The sequence below is a fragment of the Amycolatopsis sp. cg9 genome, from assembly GCF_041346945.1.
In the GTDB taxonomy this organism is placed as follows: Bacteria; Actinomycetota; Actinomycetes; order Mycobacteriales; family Pseudonocardiaceae; genus Amycolatopsis.
The window spans coordinates 4,232,785-4,259,328 of the sequence record NZ_CP166850.1 but is presented as its reverse complement, the minus strand read 5'-3'; the positions used below and the strand labels follow the sequence as shown (position 1 = coordinate 4,259,328).

General features: G+C 71.8%; 28 protein-coding genes. 13 read left to right on the top strand and 15 right to left on the bottom strand.

Annotated elements, in window-relative coordinates:
• The first annotated feature begins 30 nt into the window (after nt 1-30).
• Nucleotides 31-1,401 carry a PLP-dependent aminotransferase family protein gene (locus AB5J73_RS20450; protein WP_370971278.1) on the top strand — a complete coding sequence of 457 codons (1,371 nt, stop codon included), beginning with the start codon at nt 31-33 and terminating at the stop codon, nt 1,399-1,401.
• A 108-nt stretch (nt 1,402-1,509) separates the two neighbouring features.
• Here the strand turns inward: AB5J73_RS20450 and AB5J73_RS20445 are convergent, their stop codons facing one another.
• From AB5J73_RS20445 to AB5J73_RS20435, 3 genes are all read right to left on the bottom strand, one after another.
• On the bottom strand, nt 1,510-2,235 hold the full coding sequence (locus AB5J73_RS20445) for a peptidylprolyl isomerase (protein WP_370971277.1): 726 nt from the start codon (nt 2,233-2,235) through the stop codon (nt 1,510-1,512).
• A 311-nt stretch (nt 2,236-2,546) separates the two neighbouring features.
• A complete protein-coding gene (meaB, locus tag AB5J73_RS20440; RefSeq protein WP_370971276.1) occupies nt 2,547-3,512 on the bottom strand; it encodes a methylmalonyl Co-A mutase-associated GTPase MeaB in 966 nt (321 codons plus the stop codon).
• On the bottom strand, nt 3,513-4,700 hold the full coding sequence (locus AB5J73_RS20435) for an acetyl-CoA C-acetyltransferase (protein ID WP_370971275.1): 1,188 nt from the start codon (nt 4,698-4,700) through the stop codon (nt 3,513-3,515). It abuts the gene before it with no gap.
• Nucleotides 4,701-4,837: 137 nt separating this feature from the next.
• Here AB5J73_RS20435 and mce point away from each other — a divergent pair, with 137 nt between their 5' ends.
• Nucleotides 4,838-5,293 (top strand): methylmalonyl-CoA epimerase, encoded by a 456-nt coding sequence (gene mce / locus AB5J73_RS20430; RefSeq protein WP_370971274.1) that lies wholly within the window; start codon nt 4,838-4,840, stop codon nt 5,291-5,293.
• Nucleotides 5,294-5,625: 332 nt separating this feature from the next.
• On the opposite strand, the gene AB5J73_RS20425 is transcribed toward mce, so the two are convergent.
• On the bottom strand, nt 5,626-6,198 hold the full coding sequence (locus AB5J73_RS20425; RefSeq protein WP_370971273.1) for a TetR/AcrR family transcriptional regulator: 573 nt from the start codon (nt 6,196-6,198) through the stop codon (nt 5,626-5,628).
• A 17-nt stretch (nt 6,199-6,215) separates the two neighbouring features.
• Entirely contained in the window at nt 6,216-6,584 is a 369-nt protein-coding gene (locus AB5J73_RS20420; RefSeq protein WP_370971272.1) for an SPW repeat protein, read from the bottom strand.
• A 197-nt stretch (nt 6,585-6,781) separates the two neighbouring features.
• On the opposite strand from AB5J73_RS20420, the gene ccrA reads away from it, so the two are divergent.
• The 5 genes from ccrA to AB5J73_RS20395 all read left to right on the top strand — a co-directional run bounded on the left by ccrA (nt 6,782) and on the right by AB5J73_RS20395 (nt 13,443).
• Nucleotides 6,782-8,122, top strand: coding sequence for a crotonyl-CoA carboxylase/reductase (ccrA, locus tag AB5J73_RS20415; RefSeq protein ID WP_370971271.1), 1,341 nt, complete (start codon nt 6,782-6,784; stop codon nt 8,120-8,122).
• Between the two features lie 137 nt (nt 8,123-8,259).
• A complete protein-coding gene (locus tag AB5J73_RS20410) occupies nt 8,260-9,477 on the top strand; it encodes a chromosome segregation protein (RefSeq protein WP_370971270.1) in 1,218 nt (405 codons plus the stop codon).
• A gap of 93 nt (nt 9,478-9,570) precedes the next feature.
• Nucleotides 9,571-10,023: a universal stress protein gene (locus AB5J73_RS20405; protein ID WP_093950331.1), complete on the top strand. Its 453-nt coding sequence runs from the start codon at nt 9,571-9,573 to the stop codon at nt 10,021-10,023.
• A 3-nt stretch (nt 10,024-10,026) separates the two neighbouring features.
• Nucleotides 10,027-11,151 (top strand): adenylate/guanylate cyclase domain-containing protein, encoded by a 1,125-nt coding sequence (locus AB5J73_RS20400; RefSeq protein WP_370971269.1) that lies wholly within the window; start codon nt 10,027-10,029, stop codon nt 11,149-11,151.
• 183 nt (nt 11,152-11,334) lie between these two features.
• The gene (locus AB5J73_RS20395) at nt 11,335-13,443 is read left to right on the top strand and encodes an SEFIR domain-containing protein (RefSeq protein WP_370971268.1); all 2,109 of its coding nucleotides are present in this window, start codon (nt 11,335-11,337) and stop codon (nt 13,441-13,443) included.
• Between the two features lie 6 nt (nt 13,444-13,449).
• On the opposite strand, the gene paaE is transcribed toward AB5J73_RS20395, so the two are convergent.
• The 6 genes from paaE to paaZ all read right to left on the bottom strand — a co-directional run bounded on the left by paaE (nt 13,450) and on the right by paaZ (nt 19,149).
• Nucleotides 13,450-14,499, bottom strand: coding sequence for a 1,2-phenylacetyl-CoA epoxidase subunit PaaE (paaE, locus tag AB5J73_RS20390; protein ID WP_370971267.1), 1,050 nt, complete (start codon nt 14,497-14,499; stop codon nt 13,450-13,452).
• A 1-nt stretch (nt 14,500) separates the two neighbouring features.
• Entirely contained in the window at nt 14,501-14,989 is a 489-nt protein-coding gene (gene paaD, locus AB5J73_RS20385) for a 1,2-phenylacetyl-CoA epoxidase subunit PaaD (RefSeq protein WP_370971266.1), read from the bottom strand.
• Entirely contained in the window at nt 14,983-15,840 is an 858-nt protein-coding gene (gene paaC / locus AB5J73_RS20380; protein WP_370971265.1) for a 1,2-phenylacetyl-CoA epoxidase subunit PaaC, read from the bottom strand. Before paaC ends, paaD begins: the two co-directional genes overlap by 7 nt.
• Nucleotides 15,837-16,121: a 1,2-phenylacetyl-CoA epoxidase subunit PaaB gene (gene paaB, locus AB5J73_RS20375; protein WP_323332469.1), complete on the bottom strand. Its 285-nt coding sequence runs from the start codon at nt 16,119-16,121 to the stop codon at nt 15,837-15,839. Before paaB ends, paaC begins: the two co-directional genes overlap by 4 nt.
• Before the next feature lie 68 nt (nt 16,122-16,189).
• Nucleotides 16,190-17,122: a 1,2-phenylacetyl-CoA epoxidase subunit PaaA gene (gene paaA, locus AB5J73_RS20370; RefSeq protein WP_370971264.1), complete on the bottom strand. Its 933-nt coding sequence runs from the start codon at nt 17,120-17,122 to the stop codon at nt 16,190-16,192.
• Nucleotides 17,119-19,149: a phenylacetic acid degradation bifunctional protein PaaZ gene (gene paaZ, locus AB5J73_RS20365; RefSeq protein WP_370971263.1), complete on the bottom strand. Its 2,031-nt coding sequence runs from the start codon at nt 19,147-19,149 to the stop codon at nt 17,119-17,121. Before paaZ ends, paaA begins: the two co-directional genes overlap by 4 nt.
• Before the next feature lie 170 nt (nt 19,150-19,319).
• On the opposite strand from paaZ, the gene paaI reads away from it, so the two are divergent.
• The 3 genes from paaI to AB5J73_RS20350 are packed head-to-tail and all read left to right on the top strand — an operon-like array spanning nt 19,320 to nt 21,603.
• A complete protein-coding gene (paaI, locus tag AB5J73_RS20360) occupies nt 19,320-19,736 on the top strand; it encodes a hydroxyphenylacetyl-CoA thioesterase PaaI (RefSeq protein WP_370971262.1) in 417 nt (138 codons plus the stop codon).
• Nucleotides 19,733-21,010, top strand: a complete 1,278-nt coding sequence (paaK, locus tag AB5J73_RS20355; protein ID WP_370971261.1) for a phenylacetate--CoA ligase PaaK — start codon at nt 19,733-19,735, stop codon at nt 21,008-21,010. The genes paaI and paaK overlap by 4 nt, the downstream gene beginning before the upstream one ends.
• Entirely contained in the window at nt 21,007-21,603 is a 597-nt protein-coding gene (locus AB5J73_RS20350; protein WP_370971260.1) for a TetR/AcrR family transcriptional regulator, read from the top strand. Before paaK ends, AB5J73_RS20350 begins: the two co-directional genes overlap by 4 nt.
• A gap of 16 nt (nt 21,604-21,619) precedes the next feature.
• On the opposite strand, the gene AB5J73_RS20345 is transcribed toward AB5J73_RS20350, so the two are convergent.
• Nucleotides 21,620-21,988 carry a VOC family protein gene (locus AB5J73_RS20345; protein ID WP_370971259.1) on the bottom strand — a complete coding sequence of 123 codons (369 nt, stop codon included), beginning with the start codon at nt 21,986-21,988 and terminating at the stop codon, nt 21,620-21,622.
• Between the two features lie 63 nt (nt 21,989-22,051).
• On the opposite strand from AB5J73_RS20345, the gene AB5J73_RS20340 reads away from it, so the two are divergent.
• A complete protein-coding gene (locus AB5J73_RS20340; RefSeq protein ID WP_370971258.1) occupies nt 22,052-22,504 on the top strand; it encodes a MarR family winged helix-turn-helix transcriptional regulator in 453 nt (150 codons plus the stop codon).
• A 3-nt stretch (nt 22,505-22,507) separates the two neighbouring features.
• Here AB5J73_RS20340 and AB5J73_RS20335 read toward each other — a convergent pair whose 3' ends face one another.
• Nucleotides 22,508-22,819: a hypothetical protein gene (locus AB5J73_RS20335; protein WP_370971257.1), complete on the bottom strand. Its 312-nt coding sequence runs from the start codon at nt 22,817-22,819 to the stop codon at nt 22,508-22,510.
• 194 nt (nt 22,820-23,013) lie between these two features.
• Here AB5J73_RS20335 and AB5J73_RS20330 point away from each other — a divergent pair, with 194 nt between their 5' ends.
• Nucleotides 23,014-23,685 carry a TetR/AcrR family transcriptional regulator gene (locus AB5J73_RS20330; RefSeq protein ID WP_370971256.1) on the top strand — a complete coding sequence of 224 codons (672 nt, stop codon included), beginning with the start codon at nt 23,014-23,016 and terminating at the stop codon, nt 23,683-23,685.
• Here AB5J73_RS20330 and AB5J73_RS20325 read toward each other — a convergent pair.
• A complete protein-coding gene (locus AB5J73_RS20325) occupies nt 23,576-24,661 on the bottom strand; it encodes an AraC family transcriptional regulator (RefSeq protein ID WP_370971255.1) in 1,086 nt (361 codons plus the stop codon). The two genes, AB5J73_RS20330 and AB5J73_RS20325, sit on opposite strands and share 110 nt — an antisense overlap.
• A gap of 79 nt (nt 24,662-24,740) precedes the next feature.
• Between AB5J73_RS20325 and AB5J73_RS20320 the strand changes: the two genes are divergently transcribed.
• Entirely contained in the window at nt 24,741-25,835 is a 1,095-nt protein-coding gene (locus tag AB5J73_RS20320) for a winged helix DNA-binding domain-containing protein (protein WP_370971254.1), read from the top strand.
• On the opposite strand, the gene AB5J73_RS20315 is transcribed toward AB5J73_RS20320, so the two are convergent.
• Nucleotides 25,813-26,508, bottom strand: a complete 696-nt coding sequence (locus tag AB5J73_RS20315) for a barstar family protein (RefSeq protein ID WP_370971253.1) — start codon at nt 26,506-26,508, stop codon at nt 25,813-25,815. The two genes, AB5J73_RS20320 and AB5J73_RS20315, sit on opposite strands and share 23 nt — an antisense overlap.
• Between the last annotated feature and the right edge of the window lie 36 nt (nt 26,509-26,544).

The window sequence follows — 26,544 nt, the reverse complement described above, 5'->3', positions numbered from 1 at the left end:
CGAACTGGTCCACGGGTATGGTCCAGTGACATGGCAGATCCGTGGTCCAGTTCCGGCCTCGACGTCCACCTCGACTGGCTACCGTCGACCGGCCGGACCGGCCTCGCGGCGGCGATCCGCGCGGCCATCCGCGAGGGCCGCTGGCAGCCGGACGCGGCGGTGCCCTCGACCCGCGCGCTGGCCCAGGACCTGGGTGTCGCCCGCGGCACGGTCACCCGCGTGTACGCCGACCTCGCGGCCGAGGGCTACCTGCGCACGGCCCAGGGCGCGCCGACCCGCGTCGCGACGGCGGGTTCGCTCCCCCAGTCCGCCCCGCGCCAGGCACCCCGCGACCCGGCACCCCGCTGGGACCTGCGGCCGGGCCGCCCGGACCTGACGGCGTTCCCGCGCCAGGCGTGGATCACCGCAACCCGCCGAGCCCTGCTGCGCACCCCGGCGGCGGCGTTCGGCTACGAGTCGGAGCTGGGCGCACCCGAGCTGCGCGACACCCTCGCGGCCTACCTCGCCCGCGCCCGCGGGGTGGTCGCCGACCCGGCGCGGATCGTCGTGTGCCACGGCTATTCGCACGCGATCGCGGTGCTGTCCCGGGCGTTCTACGGGCTGGGCATCGGCGAAGTGGCGTTCGAGAACCCGTCCTTGGGCATGTACCGCTCGATCGCGGCGGCCCAGGGCCCGCGCGTGGTCGGCGTCCCGGTCGACGAGCACGGCCTCGACGTGTCCGCATTGGACAGTCCGGCGGTGGTCGTGACGGCGGCCCACCAGTACCCCACCGGCGTCACCCTGGCCCCGCACCGCCGAGCCGCCCTGACCCGCTCCGACGCGATCGTCCTGGAGGACGACTACGACGGCGAGTTCCGCTTCGACCACCAGCAGGTCGGGGCGCTGCAGGCACTGGCACCGGAGCGGGTGGTGTACGCGGGAACGGCGAGCAAGACACTGGCCCCGGCCCTGCGCCTGGCCTGGCTGGTGCTGCCGAGATCACTGGTGGAGCCGGTCCGCGCGGCCATGGCCGACAGCGGTTCCCGCCCCGCGCTGCTCAACCAGCTGGCCCTGGCGGAGCTGATCGACTCGGGCGCGTACGACCAGCACGTCCGCCGCAGCCGCGCGGAGTACCGCTCCCGCCGCACCCGCCTCCTGGCCGCGTTGCCGGACTCGGTCCGCCCCCAGGGCATTTCGGCGGGCCTGCACCTGCTGCTGATGCTGCCCCCGGACGGCCCGACGGAAACACAGGCCCTCGCCGCCTGCCGCCGCCGCGCGATCGGCATCGAAGGCCTGGGCGGCTATTGGATGGACGCGAACCGCCCGGGCGGCTTGATCGTGGGCTACGCGGCGCCGGCGAAGCACGCTTTCGCCGGGGCGACGCAGACGTTGATCGAGGCGATCCACGAGATCACCAGCTGAACTCGCGCGTTCCGCCGCCGCGCCCGCAGCGGCTTCGCCCGCATCCAAGGTTCATACCCGCACGCCGTTGCCCGCGGGCCACCCGGTCCGGATGGCCCGCGGCCACCGTCAGAACCAGCAGTCCGGCCGAACCCGCAGCAGCTCGGTCCGCAGCACGGGCGTCCCGTCGACCGGCGCGGGCTCGTCCGCGGTCGGCTGGATCCCACCGGCGGCCACCCGGTCCAGCGTCTGCAGCCCTTCGGCCCCGACCGTCCCGAACACCGTGTAGTTCGGCCGCAGCGCGGAATCGCCGTACACGACGAAGAACTGCGACCCGTTGGTGTCCGGCCCCGCGTTGGCCATCGCCAGCAACCCGCGCGCGTAAACCCGCCGGGCACCGGTCGGATCGCTCGGCGCCGGCGGCAGGTCCACCGGCAGCTCGTCCTTGTACTTGTAGCCCGGCCCGCCTTCCCCGGTCGCGCTCGGGTCACCACACTGCAGCACCTTCAGCGTCGGGTAGGCGGTGAGCCGGTGGCAGACGGTGTGGTCGTAGAACCGGTGCCGCGCCAGGTGCAGGAAGCTCTGCACGGTGCACGGCGCCTTCGCGCGGTCGAGCTTCAGCGGCAGCGCACCCTGACTGGTCGGAATCGCGACATCCACCTTGCCGTGACTAGGCGTCCGCCGCGGATCGGGCGGCAACGGCACCGGCCGCGCGGCAGGTTCATCCGGCGTCTCGGTGTACTGGCACGGCCCGTGCGTCGTCTTCGGCGGCGGAGCATCGGCCGCGGTGGCGACGCCGTTGCCCGCCGCGAACAACGCACCCACCGCCAGCGCGGTGACGAGTGTCTTCTTCATCCTGCACGCCCTCCCAGTGATCGCCCGCTTCCGGAGCGTCCCGCAGTCTAGGGCCCGGCACCGACAGGAATAACCGGCGAAAGTCGCCCGTGTCAGCCCATCGGGTGAACCCGGCCGCGGACCCCCGGAAATTGTCGGACCCCCGGCGCACGATGGTGATCACGCGGCGAACCGGTCGCACCAGAGGAGGGGAAGTCATGGAGTTCCGACGAAGAACCGTTGCAGCGGCACGGTTTCTGCTCGCGCACCTCAGCTCGGCGGTCCGGACCGCACGGCAGACCTGCGCCCGGCTCATCCCGCCCGGCAGCGCGTCAACCCCGCAAGTCCGCGATCAGCTCATCAGCGGCGGCGAACGGATCGAGCTCCCGCGCCACCACCCGCTCCGCCACCTCGGCCAGCCGCCCACCACCGCGCAGATCGGCCAGCTCGGCCCGCAACCGTCGCACCGCGATGGCCTCGACCTCGTCACGTGCCCGCGCCGCCCGGCGCCGGGCCAGCTCGTCGTGCGCGACCAGCCACTCGTGATGCGAAGCCAGCGCCCGCACCACCTCGTCGACCCCCTCGCCCTTCGCGGCGACGGTCCGCACGATCGGCTGCCGCCAGCTCGCGCCCCGGAGCTCCCGCCGGGCCAGGGAAATCATCTGCTTCAGGTCGTGCACCGTGGCGTCGGCGCCCTCCCGGTCCGCCTTGTTCACGACGAAGACGTCGGCGATCTCGAGCACCCCGGCCTTGGCGGCCTGGATGCCGTCCCCCATCCCCGGCGCGAGCAGCACCACGGTGGTGTCGGCCAGCTTCACGACGTCCACTTCGGACTGCCCGACCCCGACGGTCTCGATCAGCACCACGTCGAAGCCGGCGGCGTCGAGCACGCGCACCGCCTGCGGGGTCGCCCACGAGAGCCCGCCGAGGTGCCCGCGGGTGGCCATCGAGCGGATGAACACACCCGGGTCGGTGGCGTGCTCGGTCATCCGGATGCGGTCGCCGAGGAGCGCGCCGCCCGAAAACGGCGAAGACGGGTCGATCGCGAGCACCCCGACCCGCTTGCCCTCCGCGCGCAAGGCGGTGAGCAGCGCCGAAGTCGAAGTCGACTTGCCGACGCCGGGCGGCCCGGTGAGCCCGACGACCCGGGCCCGCCCGGTGTGCGGGGTCAGCGCCCGCGCGATCTCGGCGACCCGGGGGTGGGCGTCCTCGACGAGCGACAGCAGCCGCGCGACGGCACGGGGCTGCCCGTCCCGTGCGCGGCCGACCAGGTCGTCGAGGTCGAGGGAACCGGCCACTTACGCGGACGGCACCCGCAGCAGCAGGGCGTCGCCCTGGCCACCGCCGCCGCACAGCGCGGCCGCGCCGAGGCCACCGCCGCGGCGGCGCAGCTCGTGGATCAGGTGCACGGCGAGCCGGGCCCCGGAGGCGCCGATCGGGTGGCCGAGCGCGATCGCGCCGCCGTTGACGTTGACCTTCTCCGCGTCGAGGCCGAGTTTCTCGGTCGAGACGAGCCCGACCGCGGCGAAGGCCTCGTTGATCTCGACGAGGTCGAGCGCGTCGGCGGTCAGCTTCTCCTTCGCCAGCGCGGCGAGAATGGCGTTCGACGGCTGCTCGTGCAGGCTCGCGTCCGGCCCGGCGACGACACCGTGGGCGCCGATCTCGGCGAGCGGGGTGAGGCCGAGCTCCTCGGCCTTCGCCTTGCTGGCCACGATGACCGCGGCGGCGCCGTCGGAGATCTGCGAGGCCGAGCCGGCGGTGATGGTGCCGTCGGAGGCGAAGGCCGGGCGCAGCTTGGCGAGGCCCTCGGCGGTGGTGTCGGCGCGGACGCCCTCGTCGGTGTCGAAGACGACCGGGTCGCCCTTGCGCTGCGGGATGGCGACGGGCGCGATCTCGTCGGCGAAGTAGCCGTTCTTGATCGCCTCGGCGGCGCGCTGGTGGGAGCGGGCGGAGAACGCGTCCTGCTGCTCGCGGGTGACGCCGTAGCGGGAGTTGTACTTCTCCGTCGAAGAACCCATGGCGACCTGGTCGAAGGCGCAGAACAGGCCGTCGTAGGCCATGTGGTCGACCAGCGTGGTGTCGCCGTACTTGAAGCCGGAGCGCGACTTGGGCAGCAGGTGCGGCGCCTGGGTCATCGACTCCTGGCCGCCCGCGACGACGAGGTCGAACTCGCCGGCCCGGATCAGCTGGTCGGCGAGCGCGATGGCGTCGAGGCCGGAGAGGCAGACCTTGTTGATCGTCAGCGCGGGCACGCTCATCGGGATGCCCGCGGCGACCGCGGCCTGGCGGGCGGGGATCTGGCCGGCGCCGGCGGTCAGCACCTGGCCCATGATCGTGTACTGGACCGCGTCCGGGGAGACCCCGGCGCGTTCGAGGGCCGCTTTGATCGCGAACCCGCCCAGCTGGGCTCCCGTGAAGTCCTTGAGGGAGCCGAGCAGGCGCCCGATCGGCGTACGGGCGGCACCCAGGATCACGGAACCGGACACGGCGTCCTCCAAGCGTCGGCGCATGGGCAGTTTCGCCGACCATACCCGGGAGCCGGGCTTCTTGATGGAGCCAGTGTGAGGCGGGGCACGCGACGATTCCGCCTCGACGCCCTCCCGCGGCCCCCTATCCTGCCTCCATGAATGACGCCCTGCGGCCGTTCGTGACGGCCATCGACCACGTCGGCATCGCGGTCCCGGACCTGGACGCGGCCATCGAGTTCCACCGCGCGCACTTCGGCCTGGAGGTCGCGCACGAGGAGGTGAACGAGGAGCAGGGAGTGCGGGAGGCGATGCTGCGCGCGCCCGGCACGGCGGGCACGGAGACGCAGATCCAGCTCCTGGCCCCGCTGCGCGAAGACTCGGCGATCGGCAAGTTCCTGGCCAAGAGCGGCCCGGGCCTGCAGCAGCTGGCGTACCGCGTGTCCGATGTGGACGCGGCGGCGGCGGCACTGCGCGAGCAGGGCCTGCGCCTCCTGTACGAGGCGGCCAAGCGCGGCACGTCCAACAGCCGGGTGAACTTCGTCCACCCGAAGGACGCGGGCGGCGTCCTGGTGGAACTGGTCGAGCCGGCAAAGGACGCCGGCGCACACTGAACCCGTTCCGGCGTAACAACTCCGATCCGCCCGGACCGCGCCCGGGTGACAGCGGGCCGGGCCCCGGGTAGGTCCGCGCATCCAGGTGACAGCGAGCCGCGCCCGGACCGGGTTCGGGCAAGGTCTGCGCATCCAGGCCACGGCAGCCACGTTCGGCGAAGGTCCGCCCTGGCCAGGTCCGGGAAGGGTCAGCCGGGCCGGCCAGCAGCCGGCCGGACCCCGAAGCGGGGTCCGGCCGCCCGCGCCAGAACCCCGCGGCCGCGCGAACCCCCGGCCGCAACCCTGCGGCCGCGCGAACCCCGGCCACCCCCGAGCGCGCGAACCCGAGGCCGCTAAGCCGGCGCCGCCTTCGAGGCTAGGGCGTCGGCGATGAAGGTCAGCTCGCCGTCGAACTCGGCGGGGAGGTCGTCGTCCGAGTGGCGGGCCGTTGCGTGGCGGTGGCTGACCGCGCGGGCCAGCAGGCCCGAGGCGCGCTCGACGTCGGCGGAGGGGAGGCCGCCGCCGGTGGCTGCCAGGATCACCGCGCGGACCTGGCGGACCAGGATCTGGAAGCGCTCGTGGAGGGCGTCGCGGACGACGTGGTGGGTGTCGGCCTCGCGCCACAGCAGGTGCGAGAGCCCCAGTGACCGGCTGAAGCGGTGGTCGAGTTCGCGGACGAGCCGCCGCAGGCTGCCCGCCAGGTCGCCGGGGACGACGACCACGGCCGGCTCGATGCGCTCGTCGGGCAGGCGCGCGACGAGCGCCGTGAGCAGGTCCGACTTGTGCCGGAAGTAGTAGTGCACCAGCCCCTTCGGCACTCCGGCCTGCTCGGCGATGCGAGAGGTCGGGGTGGCGTCGAAGCCGGACTCGGCGAAGAGCGCCTCGGCGGCGCAGAGGATGCGCTCCTTCGCCGAATCCTCGGTCATTCGTGCCTCCTACAGCGTCAGTGCTGACCGGCCGTGCGGTGCGCGGCGGTCGCGACCGGCATCGCTGCCGCGCCGGCGACGACCGTCAGCACCCCGGCGATCCAGGACGTCCAGGAAGCGCCGTTGAACTCGGTGTACCCCATCACCCACGGCGCGATGAACAGCAGCACGCCGAGCGCGATCTGGATGCCTTCGCCGTAGACCATGCCCGGCATGGCCAGCGAGACCAAGCCGTCGAGTGCGATCAAGGCGCCCAGGACGACCATCGTCCACATCGCGGTCGAGTCCGTGCTCAGCCAAAGGGGTGAAAGAGCGGCGACCACCCCGATGACGACCTCGGCCCAGTCGTGCGGCCGGGCCCAGGCGCGCGTAGAGACTTCACTCATTCGTGCTCACCTCCGTCGGTGAAACTGCTGGTCGGGTGGGTGTACCCACCGCCGATGATCCGCTTGACTGGCCAGCCGGTCAAGATAGCCCGGTCACAGTTCGACGTGTAATGGTGCTGTCCGTCTCGTACAGTTGTGGACGCGAGTTACCGGCGAGTAATTTCTGCCGCCAACGCCGTTGACCCCGGAGGAAATCAATGACGCAGCTCGGCGAGATCCAGCAGGCCATCCTGAACGGCGAGTCCGCCGCGCTCGGCTCGTTGCCCGTTCCCGAGAGCTACCGCGGGGTGACGGTGCACGCCGGCGAGGTCGACATGTTCGAGGGCCTCGAAAGCCGCGACAAGGATCCGCGCAAGTCGCTGCACGTCGACGAGGTCGCCGTGCCCGAGCTGGGTCCCGGCGAGGCGCTGGTCGCGGTGATGGCGAGCGCGATCAACTACAACACCGTGTGGACGTCGATCTTCGAGCCGATCCCCACGTTCAAGTTCCTCAAGAAGTACGGCAAGCTCTCGCCGCTGGCCAAGCGGCACGACCTGCCGTACCACGTCGTCGGGTCGGACCTGTCCGGTGTCGTGCTGCGCACCGGCGTCGGCGTGCACAACTGGAAGCCGGGCGACGAGGTGGTCGCGCACTGCCTGAACGTCGAGCTCGAGAGCCCCGACGGGCACAACGACACGATGCTCGACACCGAACAGCGGATCTGGGGCTTCGAGACGAACTTCGGCGGGCTCGCCGAGATCGCGCTGGTCAAGGCCAACCAGCTGATGCCGAAGCCGGACCACCTGACCTGGGAGGAAGCCGCCTCGCCCGGGCTGGTCAACTCCACCGCCTACCGGCAGCTGGTCTCGCGCAACGGTGCGGACATGAAGCAGGGGGACGTCGTCCTGATCTGGGGTGCTTCGGGTGGCCTCGGCTCCTACGCGACGCAGTACGCGCTGAACGGCGGCGCGATCCCGGTGTGCATCGTGTCCAGCCCCGAGAAGGCCGCGATCTGCCGCAAGCTCGGCGCCGAGCTGATCATCGACCGCAGTGCCGAGGGCTACAAGTTCTGGAAGAACGACACCGAGCAGGACCCGAAGGAGTGGCAGCGCTTCGGCGCGAAGATCCGCGAGCTGACCGGCGGTGACGACCCGGACATCGTGTTCGAGCACCCGGGCCGGGAGACCTTCGGCGCGTCCGTCTACGCCGCGCGCAAGGGCGGCACGATCGTCACCTGCGCGTCGACCTCGGGGTACATGCACCAGTACGACAACCGCTACCTCTGGATGAACCTGAAGCGGATCATCGGCTCCCACTTCGCGAACTACCGCGAGTCCTGGGAGGCGAACCGGCTGATCGCGAAGGGGCTGATCCACCCGACGCTGTCCAAGACCTACCCGCTCGAGGAGACCGGGCAGGCCGCGCTGGACGTGCACCGCAACGCGCACCAGGGCAAGGTCGGCGTGCTCGCGCTCGCGCCGCAGGAGGGCCTCGGGGTCCGGGACGAAGAGAAGCGCGCGAAGCACATCGACGGGATCAACGCCTTCCGCGGCGCCTGAAACCGGCCGCACGCAGGCGATCCCGGACGCCGGGGCGCCTGCGTGCGGCAAGATCCTCTCGCCGCACGACGCGGCTCGTTCGGCGCACCGCACGGGTGCTCACCCTTCCGTGACCCGGCTGCGACTACGGTAGGCGCATGAGCCTTGGCGATGAACGGGAGCTTGTGCCGCTGGGAGCCGGCTTCGACGTGGCGAAGCGCGGGTACAGCCGAGCACAGGTCGACGAGCACCTCGAACGGCTGGACGCCGACCTGAAGATGCTCACCGCGGACCGGGACGCCGCCATCGCGCAGGCCGGCGACCTGGCGCGCCAGCTGGAGATCGCGCGCGGCGAGATCGCGGACCTGCGCGGGCAGGTCGACCGGCTCGCCCAGCCGCCGACGAGCGTCGAAGGCCTCTCCGAACGACTTCAGCGGATGCTGCGCCTGGCGCAGGACGAATCCGCCGACACGCGCGCCCGCGCCGAGGCCGAAGCCGGCCACATCCGGGCCAAGGCCGAGACGGACGCGAGCGCCATGCGCGCCCGCTACGAGCAGCTGCTCACCGAGCTCGACCTGCGGCGCAAGGAGATGGAAGCCGAGCACCGGAAGGTTCTCGAGGACGCCCGCGCGCAGGCCAAGGAGATCACCGACAAGGCCGAGGCGGAGCGCAAGCGGCTCGACACCGAGTCGCAGGACCGCCGGACCAAGGTCGAAGAGGACTTCGAGATCGCGATGGCCTCGCGCCGCACCGAGGCGATGCGGGTGCTGGCCGAGCAGGAGGCGGCGAGCAAGGCCGAAGCCGCGCGGCGCGTCCAGGAGGCCACGCAGGACGCCGCCGACATCCGCGCGAAGGTCCTCGAAGAGGAGAAGGCGGCGAAGGCGGACATCGACCGCCGCCAGCGGGAGTCGGTCGCGGAGGCGAACAAGCGCCGCCAGGACTCGATCACCGAGGCCAACGCCCGGCTCGCGGAGGCCGCCGACGAGGCACGCCGCCGCGTGACGACGGCGACCGACGAGTCGAACCGGCGGATCACCCAGGCCAACGAGCGGGTCGACGCGCTGCGCAAGGTCCGCGGTGGGCTGGCCGAGCAGGTCCGCGCCGCGCGGGCGGTGCTGGCCGAGGCGCACACCGTGCTCGGCGACGAGGTCAAGGTGCCCGCGGACGTCACGGCCGACCTGAAGGCGTCCGACCTCAAGGCGGAGAAGCCGGCGGCCGACACCGGGAAGACGACGCCGGTGGGTGACGTCGAGGAGACGATCCGGATCAAGGCGTCCGACGTGCCCAAGCCGAAGCAGGCTCCCAAGCCCGCCCCCAAGCCGGCGCCGAAGCCGGCTCCGCGGGCAAGCGGAGCGCAGAAAGCGACTGGCGAGTAACCTTCCACCCGACACGGGCGCGGACGAGCCTGCGCGGTCGCTGCCGACCGGTTATCGTCCCTGCTCACGCGGGATCACGTGGAGGTTTTGCGCATGGGTGCGGCATATCGGACCGTGGTGGTGGGCACGGACGGCTCGGAGTCTTCGTTCGCGGCGGTGGACCGCGCGGCGGCGGTGGCCGGCGACGCCGGTGCCACGCTCGTCATCGCGTGTGCGTACTACCCGGCCAGCCAGTCCGACGTCGACAAGGCCCAGGACGCCCTCGGTGAAGAGGCGTACCAGGTCGTCGGCTCGGCTCCGGCCGAAGACACCCTGCAGTCCGCGCGGGACCGGGCGGCGCGCGCGGGGGCGGAGAAGATCGACACGGTCGCGGTGAAGGGCGACCCGGTCGACTCGCTGCGCAAGGTCGTGCGCGAGCGCGAGGCCGACCTGCTGGTCGTCGGGAACCGCGGGCTGAACACGATCGCCGGCCGGATCCTCGGCTCGGTGCCGTCCGAGGTGGCGCGCAAGTCCGGCGTGGACGTGCTCATCGTCCACACGACCTGAGCCGTGACCGATCCGAGCGAGGAACTTCAGCAGCGGCTCGAACGCGTCCTGCTCGGCGGCCGGCGGAAGTACACCCGGCTCGAAGTGGCGGAGAAGGCCGGCGTGCCCGACGAACGGTCACGCCGGCTCTGGCGCGCGCTGGGCTTCGCCACGGTCCGCGACGACGAGGTGGTCTTCACCGACGCGGACGTCGAAGCCATGCGGACGGCGGACCAGCTGGTCCAGTCGGGGCTGATCGACCCGAGCATCGAGGTGTCGGTGACGCGCGCGCTCGGCCAGCACCTGTCGCGGCTGGCCGAGTGGCAAGTCGACATGCTGTGGGAGCTGATCCGGGAGCAGCCGGAGCTGGGCCGCAGCGAGCGCCAGGTGACCCGCCTGGTCGACCGGCTGCTGCCGGAGCTGGAACGGGTGCAGAACTTCGTCTGGCGCCGCCACCTGGCGGCCTACGCCGGGCGAGCGTTCGCGGCCGCGGGCGACAACGTCGAGGCGCGCACCGAGGTCGTCGGCTTCGTCGACATGGTGGGCTACACGCGGCTGACCCGCCAGATCGACGAGGACGAGCTGAGCCGCGTCCTCGACGCGTTCGAGACGCTGGCCACGGAGGTGATCGCCGAGCACCACGGGCGCGTGGTGAAGATGATCGGCGACGAGGTCCTGTTCGTCGCGGACTCGGCGGTCGACGCGGCGGAGATCGCCCTGGCCCTGACCGAGCGCACGTCGGCGGACGACAGCCTGCCGGCAGTCCGCGCGGGCATGGCCTCGGGCCGCATCCTGTCCCGTTTCGGCGACGTGTACGGCTCGGTGGTCAACCTGGCGGCCCGCCTGACCTCGGTGGCCCGCCCGGGCACGATCCTGGTCGACCGCGAGCTGGCATCGGAGCTCTCGGACGAAAAGGCGTACGAACTCCGTCTCCGCCGCCCGGTGACGGTCCGCGGCTACAACCGCCTCCGCCCGGCCGCCCTGCGCCGCGCCCAGGAGGTCCCGACGGGGATGTTCGCCAGCTCGCAGGAGCTGGCGGCGGAGATGCTGGGGCTGACCGGCGCCACCGCGGAAGCCGAGCCGGCCGAGGAGCGTGCGGAGCACGACGAGGAACGACCTCGCCGCCGTCGCCGCCGTCGCCTCCGCTGACCGGCCGCGCGCCGGCGCCGGCGGTGTACGGGCCGTTGCTCACCCTCACGCCGGTAAACTTGCCTCCCCACGAACAAGGCGGAGAGGTGGACACGTGGCACGGCACGACTTCGGCCTCGGTGAGCCGGCTGCCACCCTCTCCCGGGCCGGACTGCGTCGGCGACACGCCATGGGCGGCGCGGCGTGACCCAGCAAGCGCGCCGCACCGCGATCGCCCGAGCCGTACTCCACTGGCTGTACGTCGAAAACGATGCATACCCCTTCGCCGACGACTTCCTCGAGCTTCCGGAGTCACGCGTCGACGGCGAGCAGGTCGAGCACGACGAATTCGTCCGCGTCATCCGATGGCTGGACGACCGTGGGCTTGTCGATGGCGTACGCGTCGATGAGCAGGACTACCCGGTCAGGCTCGTCCTCACCTCCCGGGGCCGGTCGATCGTCGTCGACGAAGACCAGCCGCGGCCGCCCGTCGTGTTCATCTCCTACGCGTGGGACTCGGACGACCCGGCGCACAGCCAGTCGGTGCGAAGGCTCTGGGAGTTGCTGAGGTCCTGTCGCATCGACGCCCGCCTCGATCTGGATGCGGCGCAGCGACGCCAGGACTGGCCGCTGTGGATGGGGAAGCAGATCCGGGAAGCGGACTACGTGCTCGTGATCGCGTCTCGCGCGTACCGCGAACGTGCCGAGGGCCGGAGCGGGCCGGACCAGGGGCGCGGCGTTCAGTGGGAAGCCCGCCTGATCCGCGATGCTTTCTACGCCGACCAGCACGCGCTGAACCGGTTCGTTCCCGTGGTGCTGCCCGGCCAGAGCGCCGCCGGGGTACCGGATTTCCTGTCCCCGGCCGGCTCGACCGTCTACCACGTCTCGGACTTCACCGTCGAAGGCGCGGAAAAGCTCGTGCGGCTGCTCACCGACCAACCCGAGGTCCTCCAGCCGCCGTTGGGTGCGACGCCGGTGCTGCCGCCGCGGCCGTCCCCGCCGGCGGCACGAGAACAGCCACCCGGCCCCGTCGTCCGGAACGTGGTCAACGGTGGAGTCAGTGGAACCGTGATACAGGCCGGGAGCATCGGGTCCGTCACGGCCACCGCCGGCATCCAGGTCGGGGAAGGCGCTGGTCTTCGGACCAGGAGAGCGTTCGAGAACGCGTTTCGCCAAGCCGGCGGCGCGGACCACCTGGGCCGGCCGACCGACAAGGTCTTCGAAGAGGGACCGGTTTTCGTCCAGCACTTCACCGGGGCCGGTGAGAGCGACGCCGTGATCTGCGCTTTCGACGGTCAGCCCGCTGTGGTCGTGGCCGGACCGGTGTGGGACGACCTGTCGGCCTTGCCCGGTTTTCCGGCGCAGGGCCTGCCGAAAGCGCGAGCCGACGCCGGCGCCCGACTGGTCGACCTCGCGGGCGGCGCGTGGGGCGAGGGCGTCCTGCACCGGTCCACCGAGGCGCGGCCGGCGCGGTGGCAGCCCAAGCCCCGGCTGAGCCCGAACGCCCGAGAGGCCTTCCGGCTGCCGCTGGCGGAGTCCGCGGACGTGACCGTCCGCGCGATCGCCACGCTGCCCTGGCCGCTGGCCGAAGACCTCGAGATCACCGGGCGGACCCGGCAGCGGATCGAAGCGGCCTTACCGCTCGCCGAACTCACCGCGCTGACCCGGACCTTGTCCCTCCGGCGGGGCGCACCCGTCACCGCACCGCAGTGGGAACGGGCGAGCGGGCCGAACGCCCGCTCCTCCGGGCAACACGCCCGGTACGACCAGACGTTGCCGAGTCCGATCGACGGGAGCGCCGCTGTTCGCGCCGTCGCGCGCCTCATGCTCCCCAGCGCCCTGTCGTCGGCGATGACGGTGAGCGTCGAGTACCAGGTGGACTTCCCGGCGTGGCGAGCGGCGCTGGTGGCCGCCACCGACGGCGCGGTCGCGGCCGATCTCCGCATCACGGCGAACGAAATCGTGGAGTTGTGGACGGCGGCGTGGGACGCCGCGACCGTCGTCGTGCCCGGCGCGCTCGTGCCCGATCCGGAAACTGCCGCGCTGCTGGCACCGCCGGCGGTCGAACTGCAGATCAAGCTGGACGACGAGGTCGCCGTCCAGCGACGCCGGCTGCTCGACGTGGCCGACTTGTCGGTGTTCGGGAAGTCGGACGAGCAGCCGGGCCCGCAGGGTGTGGTGACGGTGGTCGCCCCCATCGGGCTCGGCCGCGCCGAGCGACGCGCCTTGGCGACGAACGCCCTGACGCGAATGGCCCGCGGCTGGGGCTTCGCGGACGCCGACGAGTCCGATGTGGACAACTCGATCCGCTAGCCGGCCTCAGGCGTCGAAGTCGACCGTGATCTCCTCCGAGACCGGGTACGACTGGCACGTCAGCACGAAACCCGCCGCCACCTCCGCCTCCTCCAGGGCGAAGTTCCGGCGCAGGTCCACCTTGCCCTCCGTCACACGAGCCCGGCACGTGCCGCACACGCCGCCCTTGCAGGCGAACGGGAGGTCCGGGCGGAACTTCTGGGCGCCGTCCAGCACCGATGACGTCCGCGGCAGCGTCATCGTCGAAGAGCGGCCGTCCAGGACCACGCGGACCTCGGAGGACTCCCCCGCCACCGCCGGGTCCAGGTGCGCCACCGGCTCCGGTGGCGTGTCCACGTAGAACAGCTCCTGGTGGATTCGCGAGCGGGGCACATCCAGGGACGTCAGCAGCTCCTGCGCGCCCGTCACCATCTCGAACGGGCCGCACAGCCACCAGTGGTCCACCGAGGACACCGGAACCAGCGAGGAGAACAGCGCACGCAGCTTCGGCACGTCCAGGCGTCCGGTGAACAGCTCCGCCTCGCGCGGTTCGCGCGAGAGCACGTGGATCAGCTCCAGGCGCGCGGGCGCGCGGTCCTTCAGGTCCGCCAGCTCGTCCGCGAACATCACCGTGTCCGTGCGGCGGTTGCCGTACAGCACCGTCACCGTCGCGTCCGGGGTGTCCAGCAGCGACGCCACGATCGACAGCACCGGGGTGATGCCCGAACCCGCCGCGATCAGGACGTGGTGGCCGCCTTCGGACAGGTCGGGGGTGAACGATCCGGTGGGCGTGGCCACCTCGATCGTGTCGCCCGGGCGGACCTCGTGCACCAGCCAGGACGAGAACAGGCCGTCCGGGACCAGGCGGACGCCCACCCGGGGCGCCGTGCCCGCCGCCGCGCAGATCGAGTACGAGCGGCGTTCGTCACGGCCGTCGACCGAACGCCGCAAAGTCAGCGACTGCCCCGGTTTGAAGGCGTAGTCGGACGCCAGGGAAGCCGGCACGTCGAACGTCACGGCGACCGCGTCGTCGCACAACCGCGTGACGCCCGCGACCTTCAGGGGATGGAACGCCACCTCAGATCTCCTTGACGTGCTCGAACGGCTCCGCGCACGACCGGCAGCGCCACAAGGCTTTGCACGCCGTCGCGCCGAAGCGGGACTGTTCTTCCGTGTCTTCGGAACCGCACAGCGGACAGGAAACCCGGGTGACCGGCGCCGACAGCGTCAGCGGGATCGGGCCCGAGCGCCGGGGCGCCGCGCCCGGTGGGGCGATTCCCGCCGAGGCCAGCTTTTCCCGGCCGGCCGCCGAAATCCAGTCCGACGTCCACGCCGGGGCCAGCTGGGTCCGGATCTCGACGTCCGCGAAGCCCGCCGAAAGCAGCGCGTGCTCCAGGTCGTCGCGCATGGTGTCCATCGCCGGGCAGCCGGTGTACGTCGGCGTGATCGCCACGACCACGCGGCCGTCCTCCTCGGCCACCGAGCGCAGCACGCCCAGGTCCGCCAGGGTCAGCATCGGCAGCTCGGGGTCGGTGACCGTGGCCGCGACGGCCGCCGCGGTCACCACTTCGCGTCCGGCATCGCCCGGGCCACGCTCTGCAGCTCCGCCAGCAGGAACCCCATCTGCTCGGTGTGGACGCCGTCGCGGCCGGTCCGGCCCGAGACGCCCGCCAGCTCACCGGCGGTGGGCAAAACAAGCGTCGCCGCCGCGAGGGCCTGGTCCAGCACCGCGTCGAACTCCGGCCGCAGCGAAGCCGCGTCCACCAGCTCGACCGGGTGGGTGCGGAACAGCTCCCCGACGTACGGCCAGACCGCGTCGAGGCCCTCCTGCATCCGCTCGTGCGACAACGGCGTGCCGTCGCCGAGGCGGACCAGCCACTGCGCCGCGTAGTCGCGGTGGTAGGTCAGCTCCTTGACGCCCTTGTCGGCGATCGCGGCGAGCACCGGGTCGGCGGACGGCACCAGCCGCTGCAGCAGCGCCAGCCGCCACGTCGAGAACACGAACAGGCGCGCGATCAGGTGCCCGAAGTGGCCGCCGCCCAGCTCGGCGAGCCGGACGTTGCGGAACTCGTTTTCGGCGCGCAGGAACGCGAACGAGTCCTCCGTGCGCGACGAGCCGTCGGCCTTGCCGGCGCGCGCCAGCAGCAGCCGGGCCTGGCCGAGCAGGTCGAGGCCGATGTTGGCGATCGCCACCTCGTCCTCCAGCTCGGGCGCGTTCGTGCACCACTCCTGCAGCCGGTGGGAGAAGATCAGCGCGTCGTCACCGAGCATCAGGCAGTACGCCGCGAGCTGCGCGCCGTCCACCCCGGACGGCACCGAGGTGTCCACTCCGGACAGCGGGTCCTCGAAGCCGGTGCCGAACGCCCAGCGGGCGTCGTTCTCCTCGGTCAGCGACTCGTACACGTTGTCGAAACTCATATGTGCGGCACCTCCTCGGGGATGTCGTAGAACGTCGGGTGCCGGTAGACCTTGTCACCGCTCGGCGCGAAGAACGGGTCCTTCTCGTCCGGCGACGACGCGGTGATGTCCGACGCCCGGACGACCCAGATCGACACCCCTTCGTTGCGGCGGGTGTAGAGGTCGCGCGCGTGGTGCAGCGCCATCTCGTCGTCGGCCGCGTGCAGCGAGCCGACGTGCACGTGGTTCAGCCCGCGCTTGCCGCGGACGAACACCTCGTACAGCGGCCAGTCGTGCTTCACCGGCCCCGGGGCGGCGGGAACGCCCTCCAGCGGGACGGCGCCGTGGCCGCCTTCGGCCGTCAGGTCGCTCACTTGCGCTCCTTCTTCTCCGCGTGCGCCACGGCGGCTTCCCGCACCCACGCACCGTCTTCGTGCGCGCGGCGCCGGTGGGCGATCCGCGACGCGTTGCACGGGCCGTTGCCCTTCAGCACGTTCTTGAACTCGTCCCAGTCCACCGCGCCGAAGTCGTAGTGCCCGCGCTCGGAATTCCACTTGAGCGCAGGGTCCGGGAACGAGACACCGAGGGCGGCGGCCTGCGGCACCGACATGTCGACGAAGCGCTGCCGCAGCTCGTCGTTGGTGTGCCGCTTGACCTTCCACGCCATCGACTGCGCGGTGTTCGGCGAGTCGGCGTCCGGCGGGCCGAACATCATCAGCGACGGCCACCACCAGCGGTTCACGGCCTCCTGGACCATCTCCCGCTGCTGCTCGGTGCCCTTCATCATCGTCATCAGCAGCTCGAAGCCCTGCCGCTGGTGGAACGACTCCTCCTTGCAGATCCGGATCATCGCCCGCGCGTACGGCCCGTACGACGACCGGCACAGCGGCACCTGGTTGCAGATCGCCGCGCCGTCGACCAGCCAGCCGATCACGCCGACGTCGGCGAAGGTCAGCGTCGGGTAGTTGAAGATCGACGAGTACTTCTGGCGCCCGGTGATCAGCTTGTCGGTCAGGTCCGCGCGGTCGGCACCCAGCGTCGCCGCGGCGGAGTACAGGTACAAGCCGTGGCCGGCTTCGTCCTGGACCTTGGCCAGCAGGATCGCCTTGCGCCGCAACGACGGCGCGCGCGTGATCCAGTTGCCCTCGGGCTGCATGCCGATGATCTCCGAGTGCGCGTGCTGCGCGATCTGCCGGATCATCGTCTTGCGGTAACCCTCGGGCACCCAGTCGCGCGGCTCGATCCGCTGGTCGCGCTCGATGGTGTGCTCGAAGTGCTCCTCGAGCGAGACGGTGGCGGTCACGGCTGCTCCTTCGACACGAGCGTCAGGACGTCGTACTTGGCGACGGACTCGCCCTCGGCGTTGGTGACGTCGGCGTCCCAGCGGACCTCGCCGTACTCCTGGTCGATCCGCGGGGTGATCTGCTTGGCGGTCAGCGTCACCGTCAGCGAGTCGCCGACCTTGACCGGGGTGAGGAACCGCAGGTTCTCCAGGCCGTAGTTGGCCAGCACCGGGCCGGGCTCGGGCGAGACGAACAGGCCCGCCGCGAACGAGACGACCAGGTAGCCGTGCGCGACGATCCCGCCGAACAGCGGGTTCGCGGCCGCGGCCTCGGGGTCGGTGTGGGCGTAGAACGTGTCGCCGGTGAACTCGGCGAAGTGGTCCACGTCCTCCTGCGTGACCGTGCGCGGCCCGGCGACGACGGAGTCGCCGATCTTCAGCTCGGCCAGGGACTTGCGGAACGGGTGGACGTCGCCTTCGGTGCGCGGCGCGCCGGTCACCCAGCGGCCGGTCACCGCGGAGAGGACCGCGGGCGAACCCTGGACCGCCGTGCGCTGCATGTGGTGCAGCACGCCGCGGATGCCGCCCATCTCCTCGCCGCCGCCGGCCCGCCCGGGGCCGCCGTGGACCAGCTGCGGCATCGGCGAGCCGTGCCCGGTCGACTCCTTGGCGTCCTCGGCGTCCAGGACCAGCAGCCGGCCGTGGAACGGCGCCGCACCCAGCACGACCTCGCGCACGAACTCCGGGTCGGCGGAAACGACGGACCCGGCCAGGCTGCCGCCGCCACGCGCGGCGAAGTCGACGACCTGCTCGGTGGACGTGTACGGCATCAGCGTCGAGACCGGGCCGAACGCCTCGACCTCGTGCGGCTCCGAGCGCTCCGGGTCGGCCTTGAGCAGCACCGGGGAGATGAACGCGCCGCGCTCGGCGTCGGCGTCGACGACCTCGACCTTTTCCGGGTCCCCGAAGACGACGCTGCCGGCGTCCAGCAGTGCCTTCAGCGACCGCCGGACCTCCTCGCGCTGCTCCAGGCTGGCCAGCGCGCCCATCCGCACACCTTCGGCGGTGGGGTTGCCGACGGTGACCTTCGCGAGCCGCTCGGCCGCGGCGGAAGCGACGTCGTCGAGCAGCGACGCCGGGACGAACGCGCGCCGGATGGCGGTGCACTTCTGGCCCGCCTTGACCGTCATCTCGGTGGTCAGCTGCTTGACGAACAGGTCGAACTCGGTGGTGCCCTTGACCGCGTCCGGGCCGAGGATCGAGCAGTTCAGCGAGTCGGCCTCGGCGTTGAACCGCACGGCGTTGCGGATGATCGCCGGGTGCGCCCGCAGCTTCTGGGCGGTCGACGCCGAGCCGGTGAAGGACACCAGGTCCTGCGCGGTCACGTGGTCGAGCAGGTCGCCGACGCTGCCGGCGACGAACTGCAGCGAACCCTCGGGCAGGATCCCCGACTCGATGATCAGCTCGACCAGCCGCGCGGTCAGGTACGCCGTCGAGCTGGCCGGCTTGACCAGGCTCGGGACCCCGGCGAGGAACGCGGGGGCGAACTTCTCCAGCGGACCCCACACGGGGAAGTTGAACGCGTTGATCTGCACCGCCACGCCCCGCAGCGGGGTCGCGATGTGCTGGGCGACGAACGTCCCGCCGCGCGACAGCGGCTCGACGGCGCCTTCGACGTAGACGGTGTCGTTCGGCAGCTCGCGCTTGCCCTTCGAGCCGTAGCTGAACAGGACGCCGATGCCGCCGTCGATGTCGAACTTCGAGTCGCCCAGCGTCGCGCCGGTGCGGGCGGAGAGCGCGTACAGCTCCTCGCGGTGCTCACGCAGGTGCGAAGCCAGCGCCTTCAGCAGGGCCGCCCGCTGGTGGAACGTCAGTTCGCGCAGCGCCGGACCACCGACCCGGCGGCCGTACGCCAGCGCGCCCGCGAAGTCGACGCCCGCCGACGAGATCCGGGCGACCTCCTCGCCCGTGGCCGCGTCGTGCAGCGGGACGCCCTCGCCGGTCGCCGTGTGCCACTCCCCGGAGACGTAGCTGCGCAGCAATGCCATCAGGTCCGACCTCTCCCGCCGAATTACCTACCGGACGTTCAGTAATTGCCATGGTAGCCGCTGACCACGGAGATCGGAAGGGGTGGCGCTTGACAGGGCCCCGGGCACTGCCTTTACTGAGCGGCACCCGCATGGTGACCGTCCATTCGGTCAGTCAACTCGGAGGGTCGATGACCAACGCCGCGCACACCATGTTCGCCGCCGACGAGGCTTCCCGCGCGCTGGGGATCGAACTGGTCGAAGCGGGCGAGGGCCGGGCGGTCGCGACCATGACGATCACGCGCGAGATGGTCAACGGCCACGACATCGCGCACGGCGGGTACGTCTTCCTGCTGGCCGACACCGCGTTCGCCTGCGCGTGCAACACCCACGGCCCGGTGACCGTGGCGTCGGGCGCCGAAATCTCCTTCGTCGCGGCCGGCCGGCTCGGCGACCACCTCGTCGCCACGGCCACCGAGCGCACCCGCTACGGCCGCAACGGCATCTACGACGTCACCGTCCACCGGGAGACCCCCGGCGGGCCCGAGGTCGTCGCCGAATTCCGCGGCCGCAGCCGCACCCTCTCCGCGAAACGGGACCGACCATGATCGAGGCGAACATCGGCGCGGACGAGCTGGCCGCCCTCCAGCTGGAGCGTCTGCAGTGGACACTCCGGCACGCGTACGCCAACGTGCCCGCCTACACGCGGAAGTTCGACGAGGCCGGCGTCCACCCCGACGACTGCAAGGAGCTCGCCGACCTGGCGAAGTTCCCGTTCACGACCAAGCAGGACCTGCGCGAGAACTACCCGTTCGGGATGTTCGCCGTGCCGCAGGCGCAGGTCCGGCGCATCCACGCGTCCAGCGGCACCACCGGCAAGGCCACCGTCGTCGGCTACACCGAGCAGGACATCGACACCTGGGCGACGGTGATGGCCCGGTCGATCCACGCCGCCGGCGGCCGTCCGGGCCACAAGCTGCACAACGCGTACGGCTACGGCCTGTTCACCGGCGGGCTCGGCGCGCACTACGGCGCCGAAAAGCTGGGCTGCACGGTGATCCCGGCGTCGGGCGGCATGACCGCGCGGCAGGTGCAGCTGATCACCGACTTCGAGCCCGAGATCATCATGGTCACGCCGTCGTACATGCTCACGCTGCTCGACGAGTTCGAGCGGCAGGGCGTGGACCCCCGGCGGAGTTCCCTCAAGGTCGGCATCTTCGGCGCCGAGCCGTGGACCGAGCAGATGCGCGCGGAGATCGAAGAGCGGTTCGCGCTCGACGCCGTCGACATCTACGGGCTGTCCGAGGTGATGGGGCCGGGCGTCGCGCAGGAGTGCGTCGAGACGAAGGACGGCCTGCACATCTGGGAGGACCACTTCTACCCCGAGGTGATCGACCCCTTCGACGAGCACGTGCTGGAAGCCGGCGAGACCGGCGAGCTGCTCTTCACGTCGCTGACCAAGCAGGCGCTGCCGATCATCCGCTACCGCACCCGCGACCTCACCGCGTTGCGCCCCGGCACCGCCCGGCCGGCGTTCCGGCGGATGGACAAGGTCACCGGCCGCACCGACGACCTCATCATCCTGCGCGGGGTCAACGTCTTCCCGACGCAGATCGAGGAGATCGTGCTGCGGACCGAGGGACTGAGCCCGCACTTCCAGCTCGTCCGGTCCACGCGCGGGCGGCTCGACCACCTGACCGTGCGGGTCGAGGCGCGCCACGACGCTTCGGGCCCGGTGCGGGAGTCGGCCGCCGCCGCGCTGGTCACGGGCGTCAAGGACGGCGTCGGCGTCACCGTTTCGGTGGACGTCGTCGACCCGGACACCCTCGAGCGCTCGATGGGCAAGATGCGGCGGATCGTCGACCAGCGGAAGACGCCGTGACGGCGCCCCGCCGCGGGCGCCCCGGGTACGACCTCGAATCGCTGCTGCGGGTGGCGGTGAAGCTGTTCAACGAGCGCGGCTACGACGGCACGAGCATGGAGGACCTCTCCCGCAAGCTCGGCATCACGAAGTCGGCGATCTACCACCACGTACCCAGCAAGGAGGAACTCCTGCGGCTGGCGGTGGACCGGGCACTGGACGGGCTGTTCGACGTGGCGGCGTCGACCGAGCGGCTCGACGGGCGCGCGATCGACCGGCTGGAGCACCTGGTCCGCGGCAGCGTCCTGGTGCTGGCCGACCGGCTCCCGTTCGTCACGCTGCTGCTGCGCGTGCGCGGCAACACGAAGGTCGAGCGGGCGGCACTCACCCGGCGGCGCGAGTTCGACCGCCTGGTCACGGACCTGGTCAAGCAGGCGGCGGCCGAGGGCGACATCCGCCCGGACGTCGATCCCGCGGTGACCGCCCGGCTCGTCTTCGGCATGGTGAACTCGCTGATCGAGTGGTACCGCCCGCGGCGGGGCTCGTCGGCGGAGGAGGTCGCGGACGCGGTGTGCAAGGTGGCGTTCGAAGGCCTGCGCACCGGATCGCCCTGAGCGCCCGGCCGGCGGTTCAGGCGCGGTCGTGGAGCGTGACCTGGTAGCCGTCTGGGTCGGCGAAGGTGAACGTGCGGCCGAAGGGGCCGTCGATCGGCGCGGAGACGATGGGGTGGCCGTCGGCGGCCAGTGCGTCGTGGATCGCCTGGACGTCCGTGGCGTGGAGCCAGATCGCGGCGCCGATGCCCGGCTGGGCAACGGATGCGAGGTCGGTGCCGGGAACGACGTCGCGGAGCGCGAACGCGATCGGCTTCGTTTCGAAGACGACGGCGTGCGGCGGTCCGGCCGGCGAGCGGACGAGGCCGAGGTACTGCTCGTAGAACGCCTGCGAGGCGGCGAGGTCGCGCGCCTGGAGCGAGATGAAGTCGGGGCCGGTGACGGGCATGGTGCGCACTCCTTCTTTCGTGTCAGTCTTCTGACACGCACCAACCTATGTCAGAATGCTGACATGAGTCAAGACGGGGTCGACCTGAAGACGTCGCTGGGCTACCTGCTGAAAGAGGCGTCGAGCGCTCTACGTGCGTCGATGGAGGAGGTGCTGCGGCCGCTCGGGATGAGCGTGACGCACTACTCCTGCCTCGAACTGCTGGCCCAGCGGCCGGGCTTGTCGAACTCCGAGCTCGCGCGGGGCGCGTTCGTGACCCGGCAGACGATGAACGTGCTGCTCCAGGCCCTGGAGCGAGACGGCTACGTGACCAGGCCGGCGGCGGCACCCGTCGGGAAGGTGCTCCCCACGCGGCTCACGCCCCGCGGCAAGCGGAGCCTGGAGAAGGCGACCGCGGCGGTCCGGGCGGTCGAGGTCAGGATGCTGGCCGGCATGACGGAGGCCGAGCAGTCGGCCGCGTTCCGCAGCCTGCAGAGCATGATCCGCTCGCTGCGCGAGGGCGACGCCGGCGCGTAGCCGTCACTCCCCCGCGGCCTGCGGCGGCCGGCCCGCCTGCCAGAGCAGCGCCTCGCGCAGCTGCTCGATCAGCCGTTCATCGTCCGCTTCGGACGGGTCGATGCCGAGCGGGATCCACTGCTCGGAGACTTTCTCACCCTCGTCGTAGCCGGTGATCACGATGCCGGAATAGGACAGTGAGGCCTCGTCCGCGCAGTCGCCGTCCGGCGACGGTTCTTCGACCTCGAAGCCCTCGTCGAAGCTGACGTGGCGATGCTGCAGGCGGACGCTCACCCAGCGTCCGGCCGGCCGGATCGGCGCGTCTTCTTCGGTCATCTGCTCCTGCCCCCGGTCGCGGGTCCCTGCCGTCTCGTCGCATCCGGGTGCCGGGGAGTTACCGGCGGGTTGTTCCGGTTGCATAACGACAAAGGTTGGCGTGAAACATCCCCTGCCCGCCACCGGGGCCACTCCTCTTGACAACAGGTCAACTACTTGTTGACAGCGTGCCGATCCCCCGCGAGGCTGAGCGGATGACCAGTGGGACCCGGCCGCGGCGCCGCCGCCTCGAACCGGCCGAGCGGCGGGCGGAGATCCTCGCCGCCGCACGGCACCTGTTCGGGGCGGGCAGCTACGCGTCGGTGTCCACTTCGGACATCGCCGAGGCGGCCGGGGTGGCGCGCCCGCTGATCAACCACTACTTCGGCGGCAAGCGCGAGCTCTACCTGGAAGTCGTGCGGCAGCTGATGATCGTGCCCGCGCCGGTCACCGAAGCGCTGCCGGACACCACGATGGAGCAGCGGCTGGCGATCGGCGTCGAGCGCTGGATCGAAGTCGTGGACCGCAACCGCGACGCGTGGCTGACCGTCATCGGGCCGGAGTCGGCCGGGCGCGACCCCGAGATCGAGCGGATCATGCTGGAGGCCGACGAAATCGCCGCCGACCGTGTCCTGGAGGCCGCGCTGATGAGCGGCGTGACCGAAGGCCGTGAAGAGCTGCGCGCGATGATCCGGTCGTTCGGCGGGATGCTGCGGGCGGCTTCGCGCGAATGGCTGATCCGCGGCACGCTCGACCGCGCGGCCCTGCGCACCTTCCTCACCGACTCGATCCTGAACCTGCTGAAGCTGACCTACCCGGCGGTGCTTGCCGGGCGGCGCGGAAGCGACGGGCGAACGCCGCCGGCGTCATCCCGGTCCAGCGCTTGAACGCGTAGATGAAGCTCGACGCCTCCGCGTACCCGAGCCGGTAGGCGACGTCCTCGACCGACAGCACGCCGGTGTCGAGCAGCTCTTCGGCGAGCGTGTGCCGGACTTCGTCGACCAGCGCCCGGTAGCTCGTGCCCGCTTCGGTCAGGCGGCGGCGCAGCGTGCGCGTGCTGAGCGTCAGCTGGCGGGCGATCTCGTCCATCCCGGCGTCGACCCCGCCGAGGCGGACCAGGCGTTCCCGGACCTGCTGCGAGATGCCCGAGCGCTGCCGCCGCCGCGTGACGAGCGCTTCGCACTGCGCCGCGCACAGGGCGACGGTCTGGTCGTTGGCCTGCGGCAGCGGGAGCGTCAGCAGCGCCGGGTCCAGCGTCGCGCGGCAGGCGTCGGCACCGAAGCGGGGCCGCAGCCCGAACGCCGTCAGGTAAGCGTCCACCGCGGACGCTTCGTGCCGGAAGCTCAGGTCGTCCAGCGCGATCTCGGGCAGCAGGTCACGCATCACCGTGAAGATGGCGGCCAGGTCGCGCAGCACGAGGAACCGGGCGACGTCGGCGGGGACGCGCGTGTCGTCGAGCTCGAGCGTCAGGCGGTCGCTCTCGAGCGTGACGCGGGGGATGCAGAACGCGAAGCTGAGGTCGAAGTAGCGCAAGGCGAACAGCATCGCGTCGCGCAGCGTCGGGCTGCTGATGCAGGCGAAGCCGAAGATCCCGAAGGTGGTGACGCGGTAGCGGCTCCCGAGCTCGAGCGCCGTCGCGTCCGAACCGTCCAGCTCGATCAGCGCCCGGACGACGGCCAGTTCCTGGCGCGCGTCGACCTGGACGCCCGCGTCGGTGAGCAGCTCCGGGGACAGCGTCGTCGCGGCGAGCAGCTTCTCGGCGGCCAGGCCGCGCTCGGCGGCGAACCGGGTCATCAGTTCGATGCTCGCGGTGCCGCGCGGGAAGTCCCAATCCCCGACGGCGGGCGCGGCGAGCTCGGCCATGGCCGGAAGTATGGATCACCGGCTTTCGCCGTGCAATCGAGGACCGGAACCGTCCGGGGTGATCGTTAGGGTGAGCGGCGTGGAGACCTTGAGCCGACGGGCCCTCAACCGGGCGACGCTGGAGCGCCAGCTGCTGCTCCGCCGCGCGAAGCTGTCCGCATTCGAGGCGGTGGAGCACCTGGCCGGGCTCCAGGCGCAGGCGCCGTTCCCGCCGTACTACGCGCTGTGGCCGCGGGTGCACGGGTTCCGGCCGGCGGAGCTGGCCGAGCTGCTGGAAAACCGGCAGGTGGTCCGGATCGCGCTGATGCGCGGCACGGTCCACCTGGTGACGGCGGCGGACGCGCTGGCGTGGCGGCCGGTGGTCCAGGTGCTGTACGAGCGCGACCTGAAGACGAACACCCAGCACGCGGCTCCGCTGGCCGGGCTGGACCACGCCGAGATCGCTTCGGTGGCGCGTGAGCTGCTCGCGCGCTCGCCGTTGTCGAGCACGGCCTTGGGTGCGGAGCTGGCGCGGCGGTGGGACGTCCCGGCGGCGTCGCTGACCCACTTGGCGCGGGGGCGGCTGCCGCTGGTGCAGACCCCGCCGCGCGCGATCTGGGGCAAGGCCGGGCAGACGACGTACGCGTGCCTGGAGGACTGGGTCGGCTCGCCGCTTTCACCGCCCTCGCCCGCTTCGCTGATCTCGCGGTACCTGCGCGCGTTCGGTCCGGCGTCCGTGGCGGACGTCCAGGCGTGGGCGGGCATCACGCGGCTCGGCGAGGTGGCCGCTTCGATGGACCTGCGGCACTACCGCGACCCGGACGGGCGCGAGCTGCTGGACCTGCCGGAGCTGTCGGTGCCGGACCCCGACGTGCCGGCCCCGCCGCGGCTGCTCGGGCCGTTCGACCAGACGATCCTGTCGTACGCGGACCGGACGCGGGTGATCTCCGACGACTACCGCAAGCGGGTGATCACGCAGAACGGCCTGGTCAAGGGAACGCTGCTGGTGGGCGGGTTCGTCCGCGGGTTCTGGGAGATCAAGACGTCGAAGAAGGCGGCGGTGGTGGAGCTGTCGCCGTTCGAGAAGCTGCCGAAGCGGGACCTCGCGGCGCTGGAGAGCGCGGCCGGGCAGCTGATGAGCTGGGCGGAGCCGGGCGCGGAGACCCAGGAGGTCAGGGTGCTGCCCGCAGCGTGACGCCGGCGGCCTCGAGCACGTCGCGGACTCGCGGCACCTCGGGCCCTGCGACGGTGAACGGCGTGGTCGCGCCGAAACCGCCGCGGAGGCAGTCGGCGAGGGCGTCGAGGTTCCGGCCGAAGTACCCGCCGGGGCCGTTCACCGCCTCGCCGAGCGCGCAGAGGAAGCTCGCGAGGTCGGTGACGTGCGTGCCGTCGAGCCGGAAAGTCCGGCCCGGCGGCCGATCGGGGCCTTCGGCACGGTGATGGGCCAGCGCGGCGCGGAGCCATTCGGGCCGGTCCGCCGCGGCCCAGAAGTTGCCCGCGGCCGGGCGCCCGGCCGACCACAGGTCCCAGATCGCTCGCGCCGCCGGTCCCGGCGGGTCGTGAAGCGGCTCTCGCAGGAGGAGGTCCACGAGCCCGTCGTCCCGCGGGAACCATTCCGCGACGTCGAGCGACACCAGGCTCAGATCGGTCTCGAGCCCGAAGCGGTCGACAGCGGCGAGGGAGAACAACGACGGCCGGACCTTCCGGCCGGCCCGCAGCCGGTCGAGTAGCTCCGCCGGCAGAGCGCAGCCCCGGAGCCGGAGCGGCTCACCTCCGGGGCCGGTGAACACGCCTCCGGCGCCTCGGCACGGGATGCGGCGGTCACCGTCGTCCTCGATCAACATGAACCGCGGGGTGGCCGGCTGCACACCCCGGAGCTTACCCGTGCTGGCCGGAAATCTCGA